Raw genomic sequence first — 24,803 nt, forward strand, 5'->3', positions numbered from 1 at the left:
TTGCCCTCCTTGATCACTTTGTGAGGCATTCGTCTCGCTATGTGATATTGGGAGGGCAAATTCCGGCCGCTCGTTAAACTGAGCCGACCGCATTATTGAGAGCTGCGAGGAGCGCACGTGGGCCTTGTCGTGCAGAAGTACGGAGGCTCCTCCGTTGCCGATGCCGAGGGCATCAAGCGGGTCGCCAAGCGAATCGTGGAAGCCAAGAAGAACGGCCACCAGGTGGTCGTCGTGGTCTCCGCGATGGGCGACACGACGGACGAGCTGATCGATCTCGCCGAGCAGGTATCGCCGATTCCTACTGGGCGCGAGTTCGACATGCTGCTGACCGCGGGAGAGCGGATCTCCATGGCCTTGCTGGCGATGGCGATCAAAAACCTCGGTCACGAGGCGCTGTCGTTCACCGGCAGCCAGGCGGGAGTCATCACCGACGCGGTTCACAACAAAGCACGGATCATCGACGTCACGCCGGGCCGCATCCGTGACGCGCTCGAGCTCGGCGCGGTCGCGATCGTCGCGGGCTTCCAGGGCGTGTCCCAGAAGAGCAAGGACATCACCACCCTCGGCCGGGGCGGTTCGGACACCACCGCGGTCGCGCTGGCCGCGGCCCTGGACGCCGAGGTGTGCGAGATCTACACCGATGTGGACGGCGTGTTCACCGCCGATCCGCGCGTGGTGAAGAAGGCTCGCAAGATCAACGAGATTCCGTACGAGGACATGCTGGAGCTCGCCGCGAGCGGTTCCAAGGTGTTGCACCTGCGCTGCGTGGAGTACGCGCGCCGGTACAACATCCCCATCCACGTACGGTCGTCTTTCTCCGGCCACCAGGGCACCTGGGTGCGCAACCGGCCGGAAGCGGGAGAAGGAGAAGAAGGCATGGAGCAGGCGATCATCTCCGGGGTCGCGCACGACACGTCCGAGGCCAAGGTCACGGTCGTCGGGGTGCCGGACAAGCCGGGTGAGGCCGCGGCCATCTTCCGCACCATCTCCGACGCCGAGATCAACATCGACATGGTGGTGCAGAACGTTTCCGCCGCGTCGACCGGGCTGACCGACATCTCCTTCACGCTGCCGAAGACGGACGGCCACCGGGCGATGGAGGCGCTGACCAAGGCGAAGTCGCTGATCGGCTTCGACTCGCTGCGCTACGACGACCAGATCGCCAAGATCTCCCTGATCGGTGCCGGAATGCGCACCAACCCGGGGGTCACCGCGACCTTCTTCGAGGCGCTGTCGAACTCCGGGGTCAACATCGAGCTGATCTCGACCTCCGAGATCCGCATCTCGGTCGTCACCCGCGCCGACGATGTGAAGGACGCGGTGGTGGCCGTGCACAGCGCCTTCGGCCTGGACAGCGACAGCGACGAAGCGGTGGTTTACGGAGGGACTGGGCGATGATCGGTCATGGCGGTGCCGCCGGGGGCGACAAGCCCACCCTCGCGGTCGTCGGTGCCACCGGCGCCGTTGGCACCGTCATGCTCTCGATCCTCTCGGAGCGCGCCGACATCTGGGGCGAGATCCGACTGATCGCCTCGCCCCGCTCGGCCGGCCGGAAGCTGACCGTCCGGGGTGAGCAGGTCGAGGTCATCGCGCTGAGCGAGGAGGCGTTCGAGGGCGTCGACGTCGCGATGTTCGACGTACCGGACGAGATCTCGGCGCGGTGGGCGCCCATCGCGGCGAGCAAGGGCGCGGTGGCCGTCGACAACTCCGGCGCGTTCCGGATGGACCCCGATGTCCCCCTGGTGGTGCCGGAGGTGAACGCGCACGCGGCCCGTGTCCGCCCGCGCGGCATCATCGCCAACCCCAACTGCACCACCCTGTCGATGATCGTGGCGATGGGCGCGCTGCACGCCGAGTTCGGGCTGAGCGAGCTGATCGTCTCCTCGTACCAGGCGGTCTCCGGTGCGGGCAAGGAAGGCATCGACGCCCTGCGCGAGCAGCTCGCGCTGGTCGCCGGTACGGAGTTGGGCACTCACCCCGGGGACGTACGGCGGGCGGTGGGCGACACCGGGCCGTTCCCGGCGCCGATGGCGCTCAATGTGGTGCCGTTCGCCGGTTCGCTCAAGGAGGACGGCTGGTCCTCCGAGGAGCTCAAGGTGCGCAACGAGTCCCGCAAGATCCTGGGGCTGCCGGAGCTGAGGGTCACCGCGACCTGTGTCCGGGTGCCCGTGATCACCACGCATTCGCTGGCCGTGCACGCGCGGTTCGAGAACGAGGTGACGGTCGAGGCGGCGCACGAGATCCTGGCGGGCGCCCCCGGTGTGGTGCTGTGCGACAACCCGGCGGAGGGCGAATTCCCCACCCCCGCCGACGCCGTGGGCACCGACCCCACCTGGGTGGGCCGGGTGCGGCGGTCGATGGACGACCCGAGGGCGCTGGAGCTCTTCGTCTGCGGCGACAACCTGCGCAAGGGCGCGGCGCTGAACACCGCGCAGATCGCGGAGGTCGTCGCGGCGGAGCTGGCGGGCGGGGCCGCCGCGAGGTGAGAGGGCCGCAGGGCCGTCACGTCACCACCAAGTAGGCCCATCACCAAGTAGGACCCATCACCAAGTAGGAGCCACCACGAAGTAGGCCCCGCTGCCGGGTGACGATCCGTGATCAAGTGAGGGGCCCGGACCGCCCTAAGGTGAGCGGCCGTCTTAAAGTGACGTTTCACCAGTGCGTCGACCGGCAGATGTGAATATCCTGTGTGCATGTCACTGGCCTGGACCAGCTGAGCTGGGCCGTTGATCTGATCGACGTATTCGCTCCCCGCCCGCTGCAACCGGCAGCGGGCGGGGAGCGTCTTTCCAGCCGCCCCGTAGTGGGCGCAGGGACAACTGGGGCATTGGGGAAGAATTGATGCGCATGGGGGCATTGAACGCATCGTCAAAAGCGGTGCCTCGCGCGTACAACCCTGACAGGGGGCGGCGTGTCCAACAGGCGTGGCAGAGGTATTCGGCATCGCAACGGTTCCAGGGCGCGGCGGCGCGGCGGTACGCCCCCCGCGTACGCCAGGTGGCATGCCGGTGATCGCGCCATGGCCGACGGCCCGCCCCGCGCACATCACAACAGGGCGCGAGGACACTGACGACGCGATGGCAGCGGGCACCACAGTCGATCACCTCACCGAGACCTACCGCGCCCATTACCGGTCGCTGCTCGGTCTCGCCGCGCTCCTTCTCGACGACACCGCGTCCTGCGAGGACGTCGTGCAGGAAGCGTTCATCCGTGTGCACTCGGCGCGCAAGAGAGTCCGGGATCCCGAGAAGACCCTTGCCTATCTGCGGCAGACGGTCGTCAATCTCTCCCGCTCCGCGCTGCGCCGGCGCATCCTCGGGCTGAAGCTGCTCTCCAAGCCGATGCCCGATATGGCCAGTGCCGAGGAGGGGGCGTACGAACAGCTTGAACGCGATCAACTGATCAAGGCGATGAGGGGACTTCAGCGCCGTCAGCGCGAGGTTCTCGTGCTGCGCTACTTCGCCGATATGACCGAGGCCCAGGTGGCCGAGACGCTGGGCATATCGCTCGGCTCGGTCAAGGCGTACGGCTCGCGCGGCATCGCGGCGCTCCGCGTCGCCATGGAGGCTCCGGCATGAACCACATCACACATACGCCGGACCCGGAGGACCCCGGGCGGCGGACGGGCCATGAGCCCGAATCCCGAGAACCAGTGGAGTCCACGGAGCCGATGGAATCGGTAGAGCCGACGGAGTCCACGGAGGCTGGTGAGTCCGCGGGGTCTGCGGGGTCTGCGGATTCCACGGGAGCCGAGGAGTCCGGCGGGTCCGCGGAGGCCGGTGAGTCCGGCGGGTCCGCGGGGTCTGCGGAGGCCGGGGAGTCCGCAGGGGCTGCGGGAGCCGGGGAGTCCGCAGGGACCCGTGAGTCCACCAGGCCCGCAGGGGCCAGGAAGTCCGCTGCGTCCGGGCAGGGGCGGGTGACGCCCCTCCGTATTCAGCTCGACGACGACGGGCCCGGCGGTGAGGACGAGGAAGCTATGCGGCGGCTGCTGCACCGCGCCGTCGACGATCTCGAACCGTCCTCCGACTCCCTCGACCATCTGCGGCGTGCCGTGCCCGCCCGCCGTGCGCGGCGGCGCCAGGCCCTGGTCGGGGCCGCGGCCGCGGTCGTGCTCGGCTGCGCGGCCGTACCGGCGCTGGTGCACGTCGCGACCACCAGCAACGGCGCGGACGACCGCCCGGCCAATGCCGCCAGCAGCCACCGCACCCCTGAGACCAGCGGCGGCCGGCACGGCGAGGGCAGTGGTGGCAAGGGCTCCGACGGGCCCGCCGACTCGGTCGAGCAGGACAAGGGCGACAAGGACAAGGACAAGGGGAAGGACAAGCCGCCGAAGGGCGAGGAGGAGGGCGGCCCCGGCGGTACGGCCCCCGACCCCTCCAACACGCTGAACGCCACCTCCCCCACCTGCAGCCGCGCCCAGCTCACCAGCGGTGGCGCCGGATCGGTCGGAGCGGCCGACGCCGAGGGGCGGGTCTACGGCTCGTTCCGCGTCGCGAACGTCTCGGACAGCGCCTGCATGGTCGAGGGCAGCGGCTCGGTGGGCGCGAGCGCCCAGGGCGGTGCGGACGCCTCGCGGATCCTCGTCGTCGACCATACGGCGGGGGACGCGGCGGCAGGGCTGCCCGACCCCTCCCTCCAGCCGGGCACGCTCATCCTCAAGCCCGGCCAGGCGTACGAGGTCAAGTTCGCCTGGATCCCGACGGCGGGCGGCGGCACCAGCGGCTGCTCCACCACCGGCACACCGACCCCCGATCCGTCCACGGACCCGGCCCAGGACGGGCCGCAGGACAACCCCAGCACGGGCGAGCCGGGCGGCGGTGGCGGCGGCGGTGAGCCGCAGGACGCGAGCGTCCTGGTCAGCCACACACCGGAGGCGGGCGACCCGGCCGCGGCGAGTGTGACGATCGGCGGAGCCTGCGCCGGAACGATCTACCGCACCGGTCTGCTGGCGTCCCTCTAGATCTGCTGGCGTCCCTCTGGAGCAGCGGGGCAGCGGCCGCCTGGGGAGCCTCCCCAGGGAGGCCGCTGCGGCGCTCCTGACGCGCCGCGGCGGGATCCCGGGGCCGGCGCGCGGGGGCCTGCGGGACGGCCCCGCCGCCGGGACCCCGACGCGAAGCCCGTACCGTGGTGGTGTGTATCGGTTTCTGCTGACACCCCGCTGGTGGGTGATCAACGTGTTCACCCTGCTGGCGATCCCGGTCTGCCTCTTCATGGGCAGCTGGCAGCTAAGCCGCTTCGAGACGCGCGTCGACACGCATAACCAGCAGCAGGACGACGCGTCCCGCGAGCGGAAGGCCGCGGCCCGGCCGCTGAGCGACCTGCTGCCGGTCACCGCGAAGACCTCCGGGGAGCGGGCGACCGCCACCGGCCGATACGACACCACACATCAACTCCTCGTGCCCGACAGGCGGCTGGACGGCCGCGACGGCTTCTATGTGCTGACTCTGCTCCGCGTGGACGCGGAAGGGGACGTCGGCGGAGGCAAGGGCGTGGCCGACGGCAAGGACGGAGCCGGGGCCAAGGACGGAGCCGGGGTCAGGGACGGAGCCGGGGCCAAGGCGCTGCCCGTCGTCCGCGGCTGGCTCCCCGGCGACGCCGACGATCCGGCGGCCGCCGCCAAGGTGCCCGCACCCCCCTCCGGTGAGGTGACCGTCACAGGGGCCCTCCAGGCGTCCGAGCACCAGGGCGGCGACGGGGTGAGCGTGGCCGGGGGCCTCCCCCGCGGTCAGCTGGGCATGATCAGCGCCGCCTCCCTGGTCAACCTGGTGCCGTATCAGGTGTACGACGCCTGGGTGACCTCCTCCCAGGCTCCCGGGGCCCTGAAGCCGGTGCCCCCCACGGCGGCGGAGGGCACCGGGCTCGACATCAAGGCGTTCCAGAACCTGGGCTACACCGGTGAGTGGTTCGTCTTCGCGGGCTTCGTGATCTTCATGTGGTTCCGGCTGTTCCGCCGCGAGGCCGAGACCGCCCGCGATCTGGCCCTCGGCATCACACCGCCCGAGCCGACGGCTCCGACGGCGCCGGGTGCGGACCGGACCCCAGATGACGCCGAGCGAACTCGATCTCCAAGCGCAACTGCTTGATCCGCTCCTCGACGACCAGCGAGCCGTGCCCCGCGTCATAGCGGTAGACCTCATGCGGGGTGCCGCGCTGCTCGAGCCGCTCCACATAGTTGTCGATCTGCCGTATGGGGCAGCGGGGGTCGTTCAGCCCCGCCGAGATGTAGACCGGCGCCCGCACCTGATCCACATAGGTCAGCGGGGACGACGCCTCGAACCGCTCCGGCACCTCCTCCGGGGTGCCGCCCAGCAGGGTGCGGTCCATCGCCTTCAGGGCCTCCATCTCGTCGTGGTAGGCCGTCACATAGTCCGCGACCGGGACCGCGGCCAGCCCCAGCGCCCAGGAGTCCGGCTGCGTCCCGATCCCCAGCAGCGTCAGATAGCCGCCCCAGGAACCGCCGGCCAGCACCAGCCGCTCGGGGTCGGCGAGCCCAGAGGCCACCGCCCACTCCCGCACGGCCGCGATGTCCTCCAGCTCGATCAGCCCGACCCGGTGCTTGAGCGCGTCGGTCCACGCCCGGCCGTAGCCGGTCGAGCCGCGGTAGTTGACCCGCACCACGGCGAAGCCGTGGTCCACCCAGGCCGCGGGGCCCGCCGCGAAGGCGTCGCTGTCATGCCAGGTCGGCCCGCCGTGGATGTCGAAGACCGTCGGGAAGGGGCCCTCGCCCGCGGGCTTCTGCACCAGCGCGTGCACCCGCCCGCCGGGGCCGTCCACCCACGCGTCGGTGACCCGCACCGACTCCGGGGCCGCGAAACCGGGCGGGTCCAGCACCGTCCGTCCGCTCGTCGACCGCACCTGGGGCGGCTTCTCGGCCGACGACCACAGGAACTCCACCGTGCCGTCCGGCCGCGCCGTGGCGCCCGAGATCGTCCCCGCCGGGGTCTCCAGGCGGGTCAGCTCGCCGGAGCCGAGGTCGTACCGGAGCAGCTCGCTGCGCGCCTGATGGCTGTGCTCGACCAGCAGCGCCGATCCGTCCGGAAACCAGTCCGCCCCGACGTCGCCGGGCAGATCGATCGCCAGCGCGGTCTCCACACCGGTCACCGGATCCCACACCATGGGCTCCCACCGGCCGCGCCGCTGGTGCCCGACCAGCAGCCGGGTGTCTCCCTCGACGGGCGCGAAGCCCATCACGGACAGGCCCAGCTCCTCGGTGCCGCCCTTGGTGTCGTCCAGCTCCGCGACGGCCGTCCCGTCCAGCCGCAGGACCCGGATCGCCGAGTGCATCGCGTCGCCGTGCTCGGTGTGCTCGATCGCGATCAGCGTCACGTCATGGGAGAGATCGCCCACTCCGGCGGACTCGCGATGCCGGTAGATCTCCTCGGGCTCGCCGCCCGGCCGCACCACATGGATGGTCGAGCCGTCCTCGTCGGTGGACCGCCCCACGACCGCCGTGCCGTCACGGCCCAGCGCGAGCCCCGCCGGATAGGAGGGGTCCAGCCCGGGGGTCGCGGGCTCGTCGGCCGGGCGCTCGTCCCCCTCGCCGCCGCTGAACGGCTGACGCAGCCACACCCCGAACTCATCGCCATCGGTGTCCGAGAACCACCAGATCCACCGGCCGTCCGGCGACAGCACCCCGTCGGTCGTCCCGTTCGGCCGGTCCGTGACCTGCCGCTGCGCACCGGTCGCCCGATCCCATGCGTACAGCTCGTATGTGCCCGTGGCGTTCGAGACGAACAGTGAGTGGTCCGGGGCTTCTTCCGCCCAGTCGGGCAGCCCCACTCGCGGCGCCCGGAAGCGCTTTTCCCAGTCCGGCATGGACTCCGTGCTCTCAGTCATGCTCACCATTCTGCGCCGCATCCCGACATGCGCGCTGGCGTCGCCCCGCGCCTGTGGATAACGTTCCCGGCGGGATGGACGGGGGCCGTACACCGAGGGGGAGCTGATGGCCGACATAGCCGCGACAGTGGAGACATACTGGGCAACGGCCCAGGCCAGGGACTGGCGGGCGTTCGGTGCCACGCTCGCCGACGACGTCCGCTACGAACTGCCGCAGACCCGCGAGCGGGTGCTCGGCCGGGACGGTGTGGTCCGCTTCAACGCCGAGTACCTGGGCGAGTGGAGTCTGGAGGTCGAGCGCGTCATCGCCGACGGCGAACAGGCGGTCTCCTGGGTGCGCTTCAGCGAGGACGAGGAGGAGACACAGGCGATCAGCTTCTTCACCGCCTCGGCGGACGGCCGGATCCAGACCATCACCGACTTCTGGCCGGCGCCGTACGAGCCTCCGCGTGAGCGCGAGCAAATGGTCGAGCGCTTCTGAGCGCTTCTGGACGCTTCTGGCTGCTCGCGGGTGATACCGGGCAGCAGCTTGAACTCTTCCGTCCAGCGCCTGTCCGTAGCTCCTCCGTGCGCGATTCCGCCCCTTCCCCCGGGTTACACCCCTCCGGTCCCCACCTCTCCGGCCCCAGCCCCTGCCCCTCCCGTTCACCCCGCCCCCTCCCCGGGCTCCGCTACCTCAGCAGCACCGGCAGCTCGTCCACGCCATAGACGATGGAGAGCTTCCGGAAGGAGAGCTTCTCCGCCGGTACGGCGAGTCGCATCTCCGGGAACCGCCGTATGAGCGCGGGATAGGCGGCCCGGAGTTCCATCTTGGCCAGCTCGGCGCCGATGCAGCGGTGGATGCCGTATCCGAAGGCCAGATGCGAGGGGGCCTGCCGGTGCGGATCGACCCGCTCCATGTCCGGGCCCAGCTTCTCGTCGCGGTTGGCCCCGCTCAGTGAGCACAGCACCAGGTCGCCGGCGGAAATCCGCGTGCCCGCGATCTCCATGTCCTCGCGGGCGAACCGCGGGAAGGCCACCTGTACCACCGTGAGATAGCGCAGCAGCTCCTCCACGAACGGGTCCACGACATCGTCGTGATCACGTATGGCGGCGAAGTGCTCGGGGGCCTGGAGCAGCACCAGCGTGCCCAGCGCCAGCATGCTCGCGGTCGTCTCCAGACCGCCGGTCAGCACCCCGTCGGCGAGCCCGGCCAGCTCCTGGTCGTCGAGTTCATCGCCGTGCTCCTTCACCAGCATGCCGAGCAGCCCGTCGCCGGGCGTCTCACGCTGCTTCCGGACGATCCCGTGCAGATAGGAAAGGGAGTCCGACATCGCGCCGAGGGAGGCGTTCGCCCCGCTGAAGAGATCGAACCGCGCGGTGCTGTGGCGCTGGAAGTCATCGCGGTCCTCGTACGGCACCCCGAGCAGCTCGCAGATGACCAGCGCGGGAATGGGGAGGGCGAACGCCTCCACGAGATCCACCGGGCCCTCGGCCGCCGCCATCTCGTCGAGGCGCTCTTCCACGATGGAGTGGATGAGCGGGGTGAGCCTGCTGAGCCGCCGCATGGTGAATTCGGGCGTCAGCAGGCGTCGCAGTCTCGTATGCGTCGGTGGATCGCTGAAGCCGAGACCTCCCGGATTCTGCTGCGGGGCGACGCCGATGTTCCGTTCCGCGAGGTTGGTGAAATCGGAGCTGAACCCCTTCGCCTTTCCGAGCACTGCCTTGGTCTCGTCATATCCGGTGACAAGCCAGGCATTGATTCCGAAAGGTAGCCATATCTTACTGATGGGTTCTTTTGCCCTGGTTCGGGACAGATCGGCAATGGGGTCGAGTCCATCGCGCCTCAGCGGCGCCAGCGTGGCGTCCGGGAGGAACGACATCTTGGACAAGTCGAAGCCATTCTTCTGGATTCTCGAAAAGTACTTGCGGCCCAGCCAGGAGACGATGTTTGAGCGGAGATTCGACATGGGCGCAATACTGCCCTGCCATGGCCGGCCGGCCATGCTCCGGTGCCGGACGTGCCCCGGTGTGATGCGCCACAGCGCAGGTGCTCCCTGCTCGGGTGGGCGCGCCGGTGGGCATCAAGGTGGCGCCGACCGCGAAATCGGAGGAAAGTGGAGATATCGGGCAGGAAGCGCGAGCGATGACGGCTGCCTGCGGGACGCCTGTGGCGCCCCCAGGGACATGAGTGAGGTGAGCGGCCTTGCGGGAGAGGTTCCGTGCTGTCCAGGGCGCACCGTGCTGGGTGAGTCTCATGGCAGCGGATCTGGACCGCGCGCACACCTTCTACGGAGAGCTCTTCGGCTGGGGCTTCCGTCCCACCCGGCAGGGGCACGGCCGTTACACCATCGCGTACACCGAGGGCGGCGTACCGACCGTCGGCATCGGCGCCTCGTCCCCGTCGGCGGGGGTGACCCTCCCGGTCACCTGGACCACGTACTTCGCGGCGGACAGCGCGGACGAGGTGGCCTCGCGCGTCCAGGAGCGCGGTGGCACGGTCGCGGTCGGGCCGCTGGAGTTCGGCAGCGGCCGGGTGGCCTGGGCGGCCGACCCGGACGGGGCCAACTTCGGCATCTGGGAGGGCGATCTGACCTCCGCCTGGTGGGGCGAGCGCAGACCGGGCGCGCCCGTATGGCTGGAGCTGCGCACCCGCGACGCCTTCGAGGCGGCGCTCTTCTATGGGCAGGTTTTCGGCTGGGACAGCCAGGAGCGCGGGCGCTGCGACGTCCGCTTCGAACATGACCGGGTGGTCCTTCATATCGACGGTAAGGCGGTCGCGGGGCTGCGCGGCGGCGCCATCGAGGCGGCCCCGGACCCGAACGTCCGGCCCCGCTGGCGGGTCTACTTCTGCGTGAAGGACGTCGACGAGGTCGCCGAACGCGCCGCGGAGCTCGGCGGCGGCATCCTCTCCCTGCCGGCCGACACCCCCTATGGGCGCGTCGCGGCGCTGCGCGACCCGGAGGGCGGGATCTTCAACGTGGCGGCGGTCAGGAAAGAACCCGCCGACGGGGATTCCGCCTCCGTGGCGTACGGCTGAGGAACCGGGCCTCGACGGTCGGAGGTGGTGCCGCCTACGATCGGAGATACGGCATCGCGTGTCGGTCACCGGCTGGGTGAGGCATGGAGGTGCCCGTGAGATTGCCTTACGGAGGCATTCCACAGTGTCTGTCGAGTTGAATCACACGATCGTCCATTCTCTGGACAACCGCGAATCCGCAGAATTCCTGGCGAACATCCTTGGCCTCGAGGTGGGCGAAGAGTGGGGCCCGTTCGTTCCGCTGGAGACGAGTAACGGCGTCACCCTGGACTTCGCCACCATTCCCGGTGAGTCGATCGTCATGCAGCATTACGCGTTCCTCATCTCGGACGAGGAGTTCGACGCGGCTTTCGAGCGGATCCGGCAGCAGGGGGTCACGTACTACGCCGATCCCCATCTGAAGCAGCCGGGCGAGATCAACCACCACCACGGCGGGCGCGGGCTGTACTTCATGGACCCGGCCGGTCATGGCATGGAGATCATCACTCGCCCGTACGGCAACGAGGAGTAGCCCGGGGCGGCCCTGGAACATGGGCCCTGAACTGGGCAGACCCTGAACCACGAGCGGGCCGGGGCGCACGCGCCCCGGCCCGCCTTCGTCGCGGTCAGCCGGGCTGATCCTCGTCGTGTTCCATCCGGTCCCGGCGCTCTTGCCACTCCCGGACGACCTCGTCGATGTCGAAGGGCGTGAGATGGAGCGGCGGGCCGGGCGGGGGCCGCCGGATCGCCTCCCGGATCTTGTCATTGACCTCCGAGAGGATCTCCCGCACCACCCGTTCCGAGGGCGCCTTCTCCACGGCGGCGAGCGCGTCCTCCGCCTCTTTGCGCAGCACGAGTGTTGGCGGCAGGAATGACAGATTCTCGCGGGCCATCTTCTCCTTGACCCACCACAGATCGTCGTAGGGCTTGTCGAGGTTCGGGAGAGGTTTTCCCTTTCCCGGGAGGTTCGCGAACGCGCCGCGTTCCTCCGCCTCGCGGATCTGTCGGTCGGCCCATGTCTCGAAGCTGATGCCCGGTGGCTTTCGCTCGGTCACCCTGAGATTCTCCCTCGGACGGCACGAAACGCGCCACAGGCCGTTTCAGCCCGCTTGTCAGATGCGGGGAGGACCTTGCTTGTCAGGTCAGAGGTGGGAGGACTTGTCAGGTCAGAGGTGGGAGGAGAGGACCGGCAGCAGATCCTGGAACGTCCGGCCGGTGGCGGGCGCGCCGATCGCCGACATCTGCCAGGCCCCGCCCGTCCCGCCCTCGCGGTGCACCTTGGCCATGATCTGGGCCGTGTAGGGGCCGCCGCCGCTCAGGGTGTAGCGGGCCAGCTCCTGTCCGTTGGTCTCGTCGATCAGACGGCAGAAGGCGTTCTGCACCTCGGCGAAGGTCTGCCCGGTGAAGGAGTTCACCGTGAACAGGATCTGATCGACATGGGCCGGAACGCGCTGCAGATCGATCAGGATCGATTCATCGTCGCCGCCCTGACCGGTGCCACCGACGAGGTTGTCGCCGGTGTGCCGTACGGATCCGTCGTCGCTCGTCAGATGCTGGAAGAACACGACGTCGACGGCTTCCCGCCCGGCGAAGAGCACGGCCGAGGCGTCCAGGTCGATCTCCTTGGCGGTCAACCGGGCGAGTAGCCCCTTGCGCGGCGCGGCCTGCCAGCCCAGGCCCATGCGCACCGCGCTGAGCTCGCCCCCGTCGGACTTGCTCAGGTTGATCCGCTGGCCCTTGGCCAGATTTACGGTCATGTGCTTCCTTTCCCGCTCTTCTGATTGGTCCGAGACGGTTTTTGCGACATCTTCAGCCGGTCGCGCAGAAACGGCAGGATGCCGCGGTGAAGAAGGGCCCTCAGCCAGGCGTCGCGGGCCGTGGCCACGGCCGCGTCATCCCGGCGCCCGACGTGGGGCGGGTGCGTGTACGGATGCCGTTGGGAGCGCGGGTGCTGGTCGGGGGCCGAGGTGCGGTGGCGTACGGCGGTGGCGAGCAGGCAGGCCACTCCCGCCGCCAGAGTGACCGCCGCGATCGTCGCGCTGGTCAGCCCGGCGGTCAACAGTGCCTCGGCCAGCTCGCGTTGAGAGTGAAAGAGCTTCAGCAGTCCGCCGAGGAGCAGAAAGGCCGCGGCCGAGACACCGGCCAGAGCCGGTGCGAGGACGGCGAGCGCCGGCAGCAGCCCACGGACGCCTGCCGTGGGGGAGGGGACGCCCACAGGAGACGAGGGGACGCCCACAGGAGGAGACGAGGGGACGCCCACAGGAGACGGGGCAGCCGAGGCAGAAAGGGCAGGCGTAACGGGCGCGGTGGACGGGCTCATCGCCGCGGCGGTGCGTTGCCGGAGGTACGCGGCGTATTCGGGCGCGGCGGCCGTCGCGATCGCCTCGCTCTCCACCAGCGCCTGGGAGCGCAGCCGTTGGACGTCCGCGTCCCCGGTGGCCCCCTTGCGCCGCAGGGCCTCACGGATCTCCGCCGTACGCAGTGCCTGGTGGAGCGCCCGCTCGAAGTCGGGCCTGTCCTCGGCCTGTAACCCGGGTGGGGCGGTCATGTCCGCTTCCTCGATGTGTCCGAACCGTGTGAGCTGCGCGAGCCATCTGGCGGGGCGAGCCACCTAGCTGGGCGAACCGGCCGTCGGGCCCGCCTCAGGAGGGAAGGGCGGGCCCGACGGCCGCGGGGGAGGGCGTCAGAGATTGACGCCGAAGTCGGCGGCGCTGCCCCCCAGCCCCGAGGCGGACCCCTGGCCGACCGCGCGGAACTTCCACTCCGCGCCATTGCGGTAGAGCTCGCCGAAGACCATCGCCGTCTCGGTCGCGGCGTCCTCGCTCAGGTCGTAGCGGGCGAGTTCGGCGTTGTCGGCCTGGTTGACCACCCTGATGAAGGCATTGCGGACCTGGCCGAAGTTCTGGTCGCGGCCGTCCGCGGCGTGGATGGAGACCGGGAAGACGATCCTGACGATCTCGGCCGGCACGGCGGCCAGATTGACCTTGATGGCCTCGTCGTCGCCCTCGCCCTCACCGGTCAGATTGTCGCCGGTGTGCTCCACGGAGCCGTCGGGGCTGGTGAGGTTGTTGTAGAAGACGAAGTGCCGGTCGGACGCGACCTTCCCGGCCTCGTCGCACAGCAGGGCGCTCGCGTCGAGGTCGTAGGCGGCGCCCGTCGTCGTCCGCACGTCCCAGCCCAGGCCGACGACGACCGCGCTCAGGCCCGGCGCCTCCTTGCTCAGCGAGACGTTGCCGCCTTTGGACAGGGAAACTCCCACGTTCTCCTCCAGGTGCTCGGTGGACCGGAGTTAAAATCTACAGCACTGTAGAAGTAGACGGTGTGGGGGCGCAGAGGTTGGCGCGATCTGGCGGACCGGGACCGAGGAGGGGACGTCAGGCAACCGGCCCATCGACCGACCACCACCGACCACCACCGACCAGCACCGACGCATCGGCCTACGCGGTGGCGAGCGACACCTCGGTCGACTTGATCAGCGCGGTGACGCGGCTGCCCTCGGTGAGCCCCAGCTCCACCGCGGCGTCCTGAGTGATGGCGGCTGTGAGCTCCTGGTCACCGCCGATGGCGATGACAACGGTGGCCATGGCGGCCCCGAGGGTGAGGCGGGTGACGGTGCCCGGGAAGCGATTGCGGATGCTCAGCCCCGAGACCTCCCCGGTGGCCAGAGCCACCTCAGTGGCCTTGGCCAGCGCCGTCACCTCCGATCCCTCCCCGATGCCGAGCTCCTTCACGGCGCTCATGGTCACGGCGGCCGTCACCATCTGACCCCCGGACAGCCGTCCCTGGACCGTGGCCATGGCCTCGCCCGGGGTCACGGACACGACGGTGGCGGGGAGCTGATTGCGGATGCTGAGACTCATGGGTGCACCACCCCGGAGGCGGAGGTCAACGGCCTGATACGCCTCACCCTAGGCACCCGCCCAAGGATCCGCGCGCCGACGCACGACGCTTCCCCACCACGCACGCCGCCACCACGCACGCCGCCACCACGACCACCCTGCCCCTACGACGCCCGACCGCCCACCCCCGCACCGGCCGCCCAGGCGCACCCGGCCGCCCACCCCCACGTACGATCGGACGGATGCGCCCCTCTCCCGCCGACCTCGTCCGTGAATTCCACCTGGCCTTCGGCCTCGACGCCCGTACGACCCCCACCGAGGTCTCACCGGAACTCGCCGCCCACCGCCAAGACCTACTGGCCGAGGAGTGCGCCGAAGTAGCCGAGGCGAGCGCCCACGGCACCGTCGACCACCTGGCCCATGAACTGGCCGACGTCGTCTACGTCGCCTACGGCACCGCCCTGGTCCACGGCATCGACCTCGACGAGGTGATCGCCGAGATCCACCGGGCCAATATGACCAAACTCGGCCCCGACGGCCGCCCCACCCTGCGCGCCGACGGCAAGGTCCTCAAGGGCGCCCACTACCAGGCCCCCGACATCCCGGCTGTCCTACGCCGCCAGGGCTGGACCGACGCGTCCGCATAGCAACACATCGCCGTACGGGGCGGCCGCAGAGATCCTGCAGTGGGCGGAGGGCGCACACCGGGTGGCACCCGAGCGGTATGCGGAAGACAACGCGGAAGCCGTGCCGCGCCTGACCGAGAGCTGTCCAGGACGCACCGCCCCGACGCCATCTTTGGTGCAGCAGCCACGAGTTGACTGATCGCTAGTTCATGCCCCGTGGCTGTACGCCCTACGAGTGCTGATCCGCCTAGGCGGGGGCGATATGGGGCCGACCGATCGGCGCCGCGGTGTGCGCAGGCCGCGACCAGGTACTGCGCGCCAACTCATGGCTCCCAAGGTGGCCCCCGGAACGCATCAGGGGCCCGACCCGCTTTCGCGGATTGGGCCCCTGACCTGGTGTTCCTTCAGTCGGGGTGGCGGGATTTGAACCCACGACCTCTTCGTCCCGAATGAGGTTCGGGTGTGGTCGACACCGGTCGGTTTGCTGTTTTGCCTGGTCAGGGCATCGGGTTGAGGTGGTCTCGGGTGGTCTTGAAGGGGCTTGAGGAGCGGGTTGGCTCCCATATGGCTCCCAGCAGATCCGCCAAGGGGCACCGAGTCCTCACGCTCCGCCAACGTGAGTCGGCGCCGGATCGTTTTCACCTGTGCCGATTCGTTGTATGCCGGCCGAAAGTAGTCAGCGTGTGTCGTCGAGCTTGCGCATCAGCTCGGTGACCAGCGCGTGGTCGTGTGCGGCGTCGACGCGCCCGGGTGGATCCTGCTGGATCCGGTGCTTCTCGAGGCGCTTGTTCCGCTCCGCTTCCTGGGCTGCGGACAGGCGCTCAACTCTGCCGTACAGGATGGCGAACTCTTCCGGTAGTTCGTCCTCGGCTCCCTGCTCCACGAGGAAGTCCACCAGCTCCTCCAACGGTTCCAGGTTCTCGATACGCGGTTCGCGCTCTGGCTCCGCGGCGAGTCGGCGCAGTTCCTCCAGGGCGTTCCGGATCATGCCCTCGGTCACCAGTGCACGCGACGCTCCGGACGGGGTCCCGCGTAGCCAGCCATACAGCGCGATGGATCGGTACCAGTCGCCGGTCTCGAGGTTCTCCAGCAGCTCGCAGTAGATGGCGTCAGCCACCTTCTCCCAGAATTGTTCGGCGTACTCCTGCGGCACCAATGGGCTGGCTTCGAGCGAGTGGGCCAGGCTCTCCAAGTGGGAGAAGTGTTCGTAGAAGGTGAAGGGGGGACGTGTCTCTTGCATCACATACGCGGCCAGCGTCGTGGAGTTCAGCAAGTTGGCCGTCTCTAGTACCCACTGCAGATGGCTCGACTCGCTTTCATCCTCGTCCGACAGTCCAGTTTCGACGTCATCCCCCATTGCCTGGACGATAGGGGCCACGGTCGGCTCATACTCCCGCAGCCGTGCCAGGATGCCCGCTCCGTCGGCCATACGGGCGGCAGCAACGAGCCGGTACACCTGATTCCCGTGGATGAGCGCTTTGAGCAGTTCCGGCAGGTGGGCGCGACCGGCGCCGAGATGGAAGCGGACGTAGTCCTCGATCGACGGGTTATGGAACGCCACCTGCCCTCGCTCGTCCGAGACCATTGTGCCGTCGAGCACCTGAATAGCCTTGCGGAAGGTCCGGCCGCCCACCGCCTGGTCCATCTCCATGCGGTACCGGCGCCAGGACTCCTCGAGATCCTCCAGGCTGACGGACCTGAAGGTGAACAGTACCTCCAGCATGTGGACTGCCTCGTCCGTTAGCTCGTTCTCCACGATGCGGTCCCAGACGCGGCGCGGGTCGTCCAGATTCTCCAACATCGCCGTGGCGACGTCCTGGCTCCGGCGCGCAGACAGCCGGAGGGTTTCCTCGACCAGACGCGGGTTGAAGTTCCTGTGCCTGACCACCGGATGCCAAATCTCCGGGTCGGCGAACCGGCGCTTGTCGTCCGGCGTCAGAGGGGAGCGGTGAACGTGGTTGTAGAGGATCTGGCCTCGCACTTGCAGATCCAGGTCGGTCAGCCGGATCACACTGATCGCGTCCGACACGTCCGGCGACGCCAGCCGGTCGTGTCGGAGGCGGGCGTGCTCCAGCAGGTAGTCGCGGGTCGTCATCACCAGCGCCTTGCCGGGCGTCTCCTGGATCTCCCGGAATACAGACAGCAGGCGGTTGTCCTCGTTCTTGTTCAAAGGCGCATCCAGGGTCGTGCGCCCTAGGAAGTCGTCGTAGAGGAACATCTGCCGGGTGCCGTCGCGCCACAGAGCGCCGATCTCATCGACGTCCTGGGAGACCTCGTAGACCTCGTAGCCGTTGCCTATCAGCCAGGCTGCGAGCATCAACGCCACCGTAGTCTTGCCGACCCCGGGGAGGCCGGCGATGACACAGACCTGCTGGGCGTCCAGAAGCTGCTTGGCCCGTTTGAAACCCTCGTGCGGGACGAACGTGTCGGCGACGCCCTGCAGTTGCCTCTGAAGCCACGACGAGCGCAGGTACCGGTCCTGATTCAGTACGGTCTGTAGGACTGTGGTGCTGCTTAGCCAGAGCCGGAAGTGCCGTCGGACCAGTTCCGGGCGGTGCACCAGCTCGGCGACGATCTCGTCCAGGCCGTACAGGTCGCCGGTTTCGTGCACGTACGGGGCGAAGGCGTCGCGGAGCTGTTCCTTGCCGTTGACGGTCAGGCCGACCGTCGTGGCGACGATATAGCGGTCGGGTGCCAGCGCGCGGACCTTGGGCAATTCATCCTTGATCAGGCGTCCGATCAGCGTCTTCTGGGTTCCGCGGGGCCAGTGCTTGCACTGCACGATGGTCGTCCCGGCGGGGCCGGTGTGCCGCAGGTCGATGCCACGGTCCCGGCCGCGCGGAAAGATTTCCAGCGGTATACCGAGGACATCGCTGAACAGATCACGGCAGACCACCTCGAAGTCATGGTCCGTCAACCGCCCCAACTCGAAAGAACCCATGTCGTGTTCGCCCCGTGAGTGTCGCTACCGGCCTCCATGCTCCCTGCACCGACACGGTAGAAGGCCAAGGAACGCAGCTGCCCCTATTAGGCACGACTACGTGCGCGGCAGCGAGTCACCCGCAACATCGCTCACAGCAGACGCCCGCGACTGGAGACATCGCTCGAGGGCATGTCAACGTACAGGTGCCGGTAAAACACCAGGTCAGCAAGGTGATCCTCATTCATAAGGGGAGCGCGCCCCCGGTCCCTTGCTGCCTCCGCTTCCGGACGTTTCGCCTCACCTGCGAACGGCCGTCCTGCATCTGGAAGGGAACAATATGACGAGCGATTCCCGCGGCGCCGCTGCCGTACGGGCCATCGATCAGGCCAAGGCGCTCAAGGTCTCCCCTGTCTATCTGGCGGGTGAGGACCGCAGCGGTGCTGCCCGTGTCGTCTATCCGCTCCGCGACGATTTCGGGTGGTCGGTAAGCTCCACCGGTGTCGCGAACGTGGTGCTGGACAGCCCGTGCCGGCGCGCGCGGATCGGCTATCTGCCCACGCACCCCGTCTACAACTCGCTGTGGGTCGTGGGTGTCGCCGTTGCCCCCCTCCACCCCTTTGCATGGACGGCAGGGTTCTCGCATGGCACTCCGAGTGAGATCGTTGCCGCGTTCGCCGAAGCTCTCACGTACGACCTCGCCGGAGGCGGACGAGACGCTTTGCTGGATGACCGCGACCTCGATCTCGTGATCGCCCCGCTCGTCCAGGCGGACTGGCAGAGGACTCACTCGTATAGGGGTCCGGAGGACATCGGCGAGGGCGAGGCCACCGAACTGGGGATTCGGTATGTTTCGCCAGATGGCCTTGCCCGCGCACGATGGTTTGACCCCAAAGCAGACGATGACGCAGACCCGGGTGTCAACCGCCGAGAGGGCTGGGACCTGGGTGCTGGCCTGCCAGGGGTGGGCTGGGGGACTGCCTTCTCCGCAGAGGTTCCGGATCACCTTGTCGCTGCTGTCACTCGGCGGTTGGGGGGCGTGCGACCGGTCTTTCGCGACGAGCGTGAACTCGTCCCCGAATTGCGGGAGCGCCTGATCGTTAGTCCCAGTTTCTCCGATGACGCCCCGGAGGCGCAGCGGGGGGAGGCCGGGGGGCGGCGCAAGCCTCGGCGGTCGCAGAGCTGACAAGGGCTCGGTGGGGGGGAAGATACGGGCGTGTCTTCCCCCCCCACCCACCGGGAGTCGTCAAGAAGGTCGTGTGCGGCAGCAACGCTGTGACCCTGCCGAGGCAGGGTACGGGTGACTTACCAGTCGAGTTCTCCGGTGGAGAGGATCTCGGTGGTTACGTCGCGTTCGTCGTCAGGTGGGGCAGTGAGAGCCTCCATGACGAGGGCGCTGAGCACGGCCGTTAGGTCCCGTCCGCCACTCGCGTTGAGCTCGCCTTGAATGTAGTTCAGGCCCCCGTTCGCGTACTCCTCGAAAATCTGAACGCGTTCCTTGAGCCGGTTGTCTGCAAGGATCTTGGCCTCCTCCGGCTTTTCGGCGGCGGCAAGCAGATCGAGGAGCACGTCTCCGAACGACCGGTTCTCCACTCGGGAGAGGTTGATGGCTTCTCCCGACTTCTCGAAGGGTTCCCGCCGGCCTTTGCTCTTGCCGAGCGCGGCGGCGAACATGATCGCTTCGTACATGGCCGAGAAGGGGCCGCTCTTACCCGCCAGGGCGGCCAAGAGCTCTTCGTGATCAGCCGGGCGCCGGAAGCGCTCTTCGGCCATCAGACGGTCACCTCTTCCAGGATGGTGTGCTCGAAGTCGCCTCGGGTGACGTAGGGCACCGCGCGGTTGTTGATCGTGATGGTTTGCTCCTTGGCGTCTTCCTTAGAGGTGACTGACCGCAGGACGTATATACGGGATGCGGCTGACTGCAGGTGCTGCAGAACTTGACCGCGCGCTTGGGACTGCGACAGCAGTGTCACGATCTGTGAGGTGAGCTGAGGCAGGGACTCGGCGACCTGGTCCTGGTATTCGATATCGAGGTTGCCGAAGGGAGCGTCCATGACGACGGGGTAGACCCCGCCTGCGTCAAGGCTTCCTCCGTCCGTCTTCTGCTTGCGTTCGTGGATCTCCTTGGCCATTTCGGAGACGGCGCCGACGAAGGACAAGCCCAGGATCTGGTTCTCGCCGGTGCTGCGGATCGCGGCGGGGCCTGCGGCGTTCGCGTGTAGCTTCAGCTCGAACCCAGGGGTCAGTTGCGGCGTGAACGGCTTGATGCAGATCCGTGAGAAGACGTTCTTGACCTTCGTGTCGAGCTCTTGGCGTACTTCCGCGGTGCGTACTTCGAGGATCCGGCGGAACGCCTCTAGGACCTCGTCCACGAGCGCCATCTGCCGCTGGAGGCGGCGGGCTTCGTCATCTTCGACCTTGGCGGCGCGGATCTGGCGGCGTGAGCGCGTAAGGTCCTCCTCCAGGCGTTCGATGTCTTTTTCAGCGTCGCGGTGGGCGCCGAGTGCCTCGATGCGCTTCTCATCGAATTCCGTACGCCTGTCCTCCAGCTTTTGGACGTCGATGACATCCACGCCCTTCAGTTGGCGGGCGATGTCGCTCTCTTCGGCGTCGATTTCGTCGATCTTGGCGCCGGCAGTCTGGAGGTCAGTGCTGATGCCTCGCAGTTCACCCAGGAGTGCATTGCGGGTGTCGATGAGCCGTGCCGCGTTGCCGCGGAGGTTCATCCAGCGCGCCTGGACGTCGGCCAGCCCTGCGTTGTCCAAACGCTCGGTGAGCGCAGCATGCGCTGGCGAGCCGGGGGGCACCGCTGCACCGCACATGCAGTAGCCGTCATCTAGTAGCCCGTTGATGTAGTCGCGCTGGATGCCCGCGGGGAGTTCCTGTCGTCTGCGCATGCCCTCCGCGAGATCTATCACGGTCTGGTCGATGCCGGCAGTGAAGGCGATGAACCCGCGCTCAGCCAGTGCCGTTCGCTGGCGTTCCTGGAGCTCCAGGCAGCGGAGCCTCTCTTGCTCCCGGTCCTTGGCCAGCCTTGCCCTGCGCCTCTGGAGCGGGGCAGCTTCGCGGTTGTCGAGCAGCGCTTTATTGGTGGCCTCGACTTCGGACTGATAGCTGGAGATATCGGCGGACAGCTTCAGCAGCCGCTCTCGGGCTGTCGCTTTCTGACGTTCAAGCTCTTCCTGCGCTTCGGCGAGGGCCTGCAGACGCCCGCCGCCGAGCTTCTTGGCAACAGTTGTGAGTTTGCGGGACGCCGAGGGAAGGTGATCGCCAATCGCGCGTTCGATCATCTCCAAACCCATGAGCGTCTTGATCGCGCTCTGGACCTCCCCGCTGCCGTCCCCGGTGAACATTCGCTCCATACGCTCACCGTTGAAGAAGAAGAACCGGCGCAGACCCTCCGGGAGGATCTTCTCGATGCGATCCTGACCGTTGGTCACCGTATCGCTCTCGCCGCGGCGAGTCTCGGTCACCACCAGCTGCGGCGCGGGCAGGCTCTGTGCCTCGGTGTCCTTGGTTGCTCGGACCTCGCGGAGGACCGCGAAGAGCGCACCTTCGTGCTCAAACTCCAGCTTCACTGCGGCATGCACCGGGGTACCGAAGGAGGCTTCCTGCCATACACGGTCGTTGATGACCCGCTCCTGGTGTTCCACATCGTTAGTGAAGGTCCCGTAGAGCGCCCAGGTGAACGCGTTGAGCAGCGTGGTCTTCCCAGCGCCATTCATACCGAAGATCAAAACAGCGGGTTTGTCCTCGGTGACGTCGAGCTTCAGGACGTGCCGCCCCTGGAAGACACGGAAGTTGTCGACGGTCAGCTTGAGCAGCTTCACTTGGCGAGCTCCTTGGCCGCGTCGATGATCCGGTCGGTGAGCCTGGTCGGGTTCTGCACGTGCAGGTACTCGCGCTCCAGCTCCAGTACGCGTTTCGCCAGTTCCCGGGCTTCCGGTGACAGGCTGTTCAAGATCTCCTTGGCGGTCTCCTGAGCGTTCATCGCCCCTCCTTGCTCGCTCGTTCGTCGGCTCGTGTCAATCATTAGATCTCCAACAGCCCGTAGCGCTGGCGCAGCGGACGCAGGATGTCCAGCGTGGCAGCCTCGTTCTCCGCGAGTCGCGCGAACTCCGCGACCCGGCTCAACTCACGAGCAACCATCCGGCGTTCGGTCTCCCGATGCAGATCCTCGGCGCCTTCCGGAGGGACGACGATGAAGTCGATGATGTCTGCGAAGTCTTTGCCCGGAGCGCGGCGTAGCACCCGGCCGCGCCGTTGGATGAACTGGCGTGGGTTGGAGGAACTTGCTACGAGGTAAGCGGTGCGTGCTGCTGGCACGTCCACGCCTTCATCCAGGCATCGCATCGAGAGGAGGACCTGGAGGTCCTCTCCCGTGCTGAAGCGCCGCAGGATCTCGCGGCGCTGCTCGCGGGACGTCTCGGAGACGTATTTCGCGGCGGGCATGCGCAGCTCCTGACCGACCATATGCAGCGCTTGATCGAGCTGAGTAGGCTCGTCCAGATCACCGTTGATGCCGTCGGCAAGGGGATGCCGGCCTTCAGCGCAATAGAGCAGCTGAAACCAGTCATGATCGCGCTTGCTGATCTCACGGCGCAGCGCTGGGAGTTTGGCCCGTGCGTGTCCCAGGATATTGGCGCGCTTGCGCAGTAGCCTCCCGAGGGGGCTCTCGTCCTCGGCGTCATCAGTGAACTGCTGCATGGCGAGCGCCCTGGCGATCTTCTCAGTGACCTGGCCGTACAGCTCAGATTCCTCTGCGTCGAGTTCGACGAGCACTGGGGTGTAGGTGTAGCGGCATAGCGCGCCGCCCTTGATGGCGTCGCCGATGCCCATTTCGAAGACTACGTCGCCGAAGTACTCCTGCAGCGCGGCGGAGCCGACGTCGTCGAACCAGCGTTCAGGCGTCGCCGACAGCCCCAGGCGATAGGTCACGGAATCCGGCAGGTGGCCGCGGAGCTGGCGGGCGCCCAGGTTGTGAACCTCGTCACCGATGAGCATCAGGTGACCGCGATGCCGTGCGAGCAGCGGTTGCAGGACATCCCTGCCGAACGTTGCGTTGGTGGTCACGATCACACCGCCACGCGCAGTACCGAGTGCGAGAGCGTCCAGCAGGTAGGACGCTCTTCGGTACCACGAGTCCGTGGACTCGTAAGCGCGGATGGCTATGATGCCGAACCGTTCCACATCTTGCGCCCACTGGTCCACCAGGTGCTGGTAGGGGACCACGATCACGGTCAGCAGCGGTAGATCAGCCTCCTGTTTGATCCGCTTCGCCAGCTGAGCCGCCGCTGACAGGGAAGTGAGGGTCTTGCCCGTCCCGGTCGCCATGCGCAGGATCCCGCGGAAGCCATGAGCGAACCAGCGTTGTACGGCCTGCTTCTGGTAGTCACGCACTTGCAGATCCGCCGGGATAGTCAACATCCCGTCGGTGTCGGGGCGTGGCAGCGTGATCACGGTGCCGTCTATGGGCGGCACCTGAGGTACATCCGTGGTTCCGGTCCGTCGTGCGCACTCTTCGATGAGCGGCCGCGCGACGTCAGTGAAGGCGAAGACGCGTAGCAGGGGGGTCCGGTCAGCCCATAGTTCCTCGAAGTCCTGGTTGATACGGACAGCTCGCTCGCTGTCCGCGGGATGCCAGCTGCGGAAGACCTCAATGGATTCGAAGTTACCTACGAGGCCGGGCAAGGTCTCGTTGGCGCTGCCCTTGAATGCAACCATGTCGTATTCGTCGCGGAATACCCCGATCTTTTCGTGGTACATGCCGATGCGGTTGTCGGCGCAGATGTAGGCGAGTTTTATGTCCAGGCGCCCATCGGCGACGAGCAAGCCGAGTTTTCCGAGGCCGCGCGCAGCCCGGGGATCTTGGCATGCCTCTTCGAGGTCGCGCAGAGCGGCTCGCTCCAACACGGCGCGCCGCGCGTACCCGGCTTGGATCTGGGCCACGTCCTCCTGGTTGAGCTGAGGGGAGGCGACCACGCGAAGCTGCCCGCCTCGGGTGGCGAAGTCGTCCAGCCCGTGGCCTAGGACTGCCAGGACCGAGGCGCTGAAATAGCCGACCGCGCGGTCGTAGTGGGTAGACGCCGCCAGGGCGGGGACGTAGAAGCCCTCCACGAGGTCGGACCGGTCGCTACGGTAGTCGCTGTCCAGGTTGGTCGCCCGCAGGGCACGGCGTGTGGCCATCACAACAGTCCCATCAGATCAATCAGTTCCTCCGCCGACGGGCCGGTCCCTGGCGTAGCAGTTGCCTCGTTCTCGGAGTGACCGTAAGGCGTCGTCAGGTCTGCCTCATGCTGGGCGGTGGACTGCCCGCCGAGGAGTCGGCGCACGATGCCGCCGCTGGTGATGTACGGAGATGTGGAGGCGACTTGACGCAGGGTGGACAGCTTGATCGTGAATGTTCGGGTGAGGTTGTGCTCCAAGTCCTCAAGGGCAATGCTTCCTCCTGCATCGTCGAGCTCTTCCGCAACGAGTTCCCTCACTGAGGTGTAGCGGCGCAGACCCCAGTGCGTCAGTGCCCACTCGTTGATGTCGCTGCGCATGAAGGAAGCGTCCGTGGGCAGTAGGTGTCTCAGGGACCC

The 24,803-nt window shown here is 67.8% G+C and carries 23 protein-coding genes; 10 read left to right on the forward strand and 13 right to left on the reverse strand.

The window, feature by feature from the left end; genetic code table 11:
- The first annotated feature begins 117 nt into the window (after positions 1-117).
- From J5X86_RS02720 to J5X86_RS02740, 5 genes are all read left to right on the forward strand, one after another.
- Entirely contained in the window at positions 118-1,398 is a 1,281-nt protein-coding gene (locus tag J5X86_RS02720; RefSeq protein ID WP_078642287.1) for an aspartate kinase, read from the forward strand.
- Complete coding sequence (locus J5X86_RS02725; RefSeq protein WP_208515190.1) at positions 1,395-2,486, forward strand: aspartate-semialdehyde dehydrogenase; 1,092 nt, start codon at positions 1,395-1,397, stop codon at positions 2,484-2,486. Before J5X86_RS02720 ends, J5X86_RS02725 begins: the two co-directional genes overlap by 4 nt.
- 516 nt (positions 2,487-3,002) lie before the next feature.
- On the forward strand, positions 3,003-3,578 hold the full coding sequence (locus J5X86_RS02730; RefSeq protein WP_030829843.1) for a SigE family RNA polymerase sigma factor: 576 nt from the start codon (positions 3,003-3,005) through the stop codon (positions 3,576-3,578).
- 338 nt (positions 3,579-3,916) lie between these two features.
- Entirely contained in the window at positions 3,917-4,960 is a 1,044-nt protein-coding gene (locus tag J5X86_RS02735; RefSeq protein WP_243979217.1) for a hypothetical protein, read from the forward strand.
- Between the two features lie 172 nt (positions 4,961-5,132).
- Positions 5,133-6,083, forward strand: coding sequence for an SURF1 family protein (locus tag J5X86_RS02740; protein WP_208515192.1), 951 nt, complete (start codon positions 5,133-5,135; stop codon positions 6,081-6,083).
- Here J5X86_RS02740 and J5X86_RS02745 read toward each other — a convergent pair.
- The gene (locus J5X86_RS02745) at positions 5,989-7,836 is read right to left on the reverse strand and encodes a prolyl oligopeptidase family serine peptidase (RefSeq protein ID WP_374229214.1); all 1,848 of its coding nucleotides are present in this window, start codon (positions 7,834-7,836) and stop codon (positions 5,989-5,991) included. The genes J5X86_RS02740 and J5X86_RS02745 overlap by 95 nt on opposite strands.
- Positions 7,837-7,942: 106 nt before the next feature.
- Here J5X86_RS02745 and J5X86_RS02750 point away from each other — a divergent pair, with 106 nt between their 5' ends.
- Positions 7,943-8,317, forward strand: a complete 375-nt coding sequence (locus J5X86_RS02750) for a nuclear transport factor 2 family protein (protein ID WP_093462959.1) — start codon at positions 7,943-7,945, stop codon at positions 8,315-8,317.
- A 190-nt stretch (positions 8,318-8,507) separates the two neighbouring features.
- Here J5X86_RS02750 and J5X86_RS02755 read toward each other — a convergent pair whose 3' ends face one another.
- Positions 8,508-9,785 carry a cytochrome P450 gene (locus tag J5X86_RS02755; RefSeq protein WP_208515193.1) on the reverse strand — a complete coding sequence of 426 codons (1,278 nt, stop codon included), beginning with the start codon at positions 9,783-9,785 and terminating at the stop codon, positions 8,508-8,510.
- A 287-nt stretch (positions 9,786-10,072) separates the two neighbouring features.
- Between J5X86_RS02755 and J5X86_RS02760 the strand changes: the two genes are divergently transcribed.
- Positions 10,073-10,855 (forward strand): VOC family protein, encoded by a 783-nt coding sequence (locus J5X86_RS02760; protein ID WP_208515194.1) that lies wholly within the window; start codon positions 10,073-10,075, stop codon positions 10,853-10,855.
- Between the two features lie 124 nt (positions 10,856-10,979).
- Positions 10,980-11,366, forward strand: coding sequence for a VOC family protein (locus J5X86_RS02765; RefSeq protein ID WP_093462954.1), 387 nt, complete (start codon positions 10,980-10,982; stop codon positions 11,364-11,366).
- 94 nt (positions 11,367-11,460) lie between these two features.
- Here J5X86_RS02765 and J5X86_RS02770 read toward each other — a convergent pair whose 3' ends face one another.
- The 5 genes from J5X86_RS02770 to J5X86_RS02790 form a co-directional block, all read right to left on the reverse strand.
- Positions 11,461-11,889 carry a DUF1992 domain-containing protein gene (locus tag J5X86_RS02770; protein WP_208515195.1) on the reverse strand — a complete coding sequence of 143 codons (429 nt, stop codon included), beginning with the start codon at positions 11,887-11,889 and terminating at the stop codon, positions 11,461-11,463.
- A 111-nt stretch (positions 11,890-12,000) separates the two neighbouring features.
- Positions 12,001-12,591 (reverse strand): TerD family protein, encoded by a 591-nt coding sequence (locus J5X86_RS02775; RefSeq protein WP_078642278.1) that lies wholly within the window; start codon positions 12,589-12,591, stop codon positions 12,001-12,003.
- The gene (locus J5X86_RS02780; protein ID WP_208515196.1) at positions 12,588-13,382 is read right to left on the reverse strand and encodes a hypothetical protein; all 795 of its coding nucleotides are present in this window, start codon (positions 13,380-13,382) and stop codon (positions 12,588-12,590) included. The genes J5X86_RS02775 and J5X86_RS02780 overlap by 4 nt, the downstream gene beginning before the upstream one ends.
- Before the next feature lie 135 nt (positions 13,383-13,517).
- Positions 13,518-14,093 (reverse strand): TerD family protein, encoded by a 576-nt coding sequence (locus J5X86_RS02785; RefSeq protein WP_208515197.1) that lies wholly within the window; start codon positions 14,091-14,093, stop codon positions 13,518-13,520.
- Positions 14,094-14,271: 178 nt separating this feature from the next.
- On the reverse strand, positions 14,272-14,694 hold the full coding sequence (locus J5X86_RS02790; protein WP_208515198.1) for a molybdopterin-binding protein: 423 nt from the start codon (positions 14,692-14,694) through the stop codon (positions 14,272-14,274).
- 221 nt (positions 14,695-14,915) lie between these two features.
- Between J5X86_RS02790 and J5X86_RS02795 the strand changes: the two genes are divergently transcribed.
- Positions 14,916-15,320: a MazG nucleotide pyrophosphohydrolase domain-containing protein gene (locus J5X86_RS02795; protein ID WP_078642275.1), complete on the forward strand. Its 405-nt coding sequence runs from the start codon at positions 14,916-14,918 to the stop codon at positions 15,318-15,320.
- 655 nt (positions 15,321-15,975) lie between these two features.
- On the opposite strand, the gene J5X86_RS02800 is transcribed toward J5X86_RS02795, so the two are convergent.
- On the reverse strand, positions 15,976-18,240 hold the full coding sequence (locus J5X86_RS02800; protein ID WP_243979218.1) for a restriction endonuclease: 2,265 nt from the start codon (positions 18,238-18,240) through the stop codon (positions 15,976-15,978).
- A gap of 319 nt (positions 18,241-18,559) precedes the next feature.
- Between J5X86_RS02800 and J5X86_RS02805 the strand changes: the two genes are divergently transcribed.
- Positions 18,560-19,405: a DUF317 domain-containing protein gene (locus tag J5X86_RS02805; protein WP_208515199.1), complete on the forward strand. Its 846-nt coding sequence runs from the start codon at positions 18,560-18,562 to the stop codon at positions 19,403-19,405.
- Between the two features lie 119 nt (positions 19,406-19,524).
- On the opposite strand, the gene J5X86_RS02810 is transcribed toward J5X86_RS02805, so the two are convergent.
- The 5 genes from J5X86_RS02810 to J5X86_RS02830 are packed head-to-tail and all read right to left on the reverse strand — an operon-like array spanning position 19,525 to position 24,764.
- Complete coding sequence (locus J5X86_RS02810) at positions 19,525-19,992, reverse strand: DNA phosphorothioation-associated protein 4 (RefSeq protein ID WP_208515200.1); 468 nt, start codon at positions 19,990-19,992, stop codon at positions 19,525-19,527.
- On the reverse strand, positions 19,992-22,049 hold the full coding sequence (locus J5X86_RS02815) for an AAA family ATPase (protein ID WP_208515201.1): 2,058 nt from the start codon (positions 22,047-22,049) through the stop codon (positions 19,992-19,994). The genes J5X86_RS02810 and J5X86_RS02815 overlap by 1 nt, the downstream gene beginning before the upstream one ends.
- Complete coding sequence (locus J5X86_RS02820; RefSeq protein ID WP_208515202.1) at positions 22,046-22,210, reverse strand: hypothetical protein; 165 nt, start codon at positions 22,208-22,210, stop codon at positions 22,046-22,048. The genes J5X86_RS02815 and J5X86_RS02820 overlap by 4 nt, the downstream gene beginning before the upstream one ends.
- A gap of 41 nt (positions 22,211-22,251) precedes the next feature.
- Positions 22,252-24,405: a DEAD/DEAH box helicase family protein gene (locus J5X86_RS02825; protein WP_208515203.1), complete on the reverse strand. Its 2,154-nt coding sequence runs from the start codon at positions 24,403-24,405 to the stop codon at positions 22,252-22,254.
- Positions 24,405-24,764: a hypothetical protein gene (locus J5X86_RS02830; protein ID WP_208515204.1), complete on the reverse strand. Its 360-nt coding sequence runs from the start codon at positions 24,762-24,764 to the stop codon at positions 24,405-24,407. The genes J5X86_RS02825 and J5X86_RS02830 overlap by 1 nt, the downstream gene beginning before the upstream one ends.
- Positions 24,765-24,803 lie beyond the last annotated feature (39 nt).

This window comes from Streptomyces sp. NEAU-YJ-81 (genome assembly GCF_017592595.1).
GTDB lineage: Bacteria > Actinomycetota > Actinomycetes > Streptomycetales > Streptomycetaceae > Streptomyces > Streptomyces hygroscopicus_B.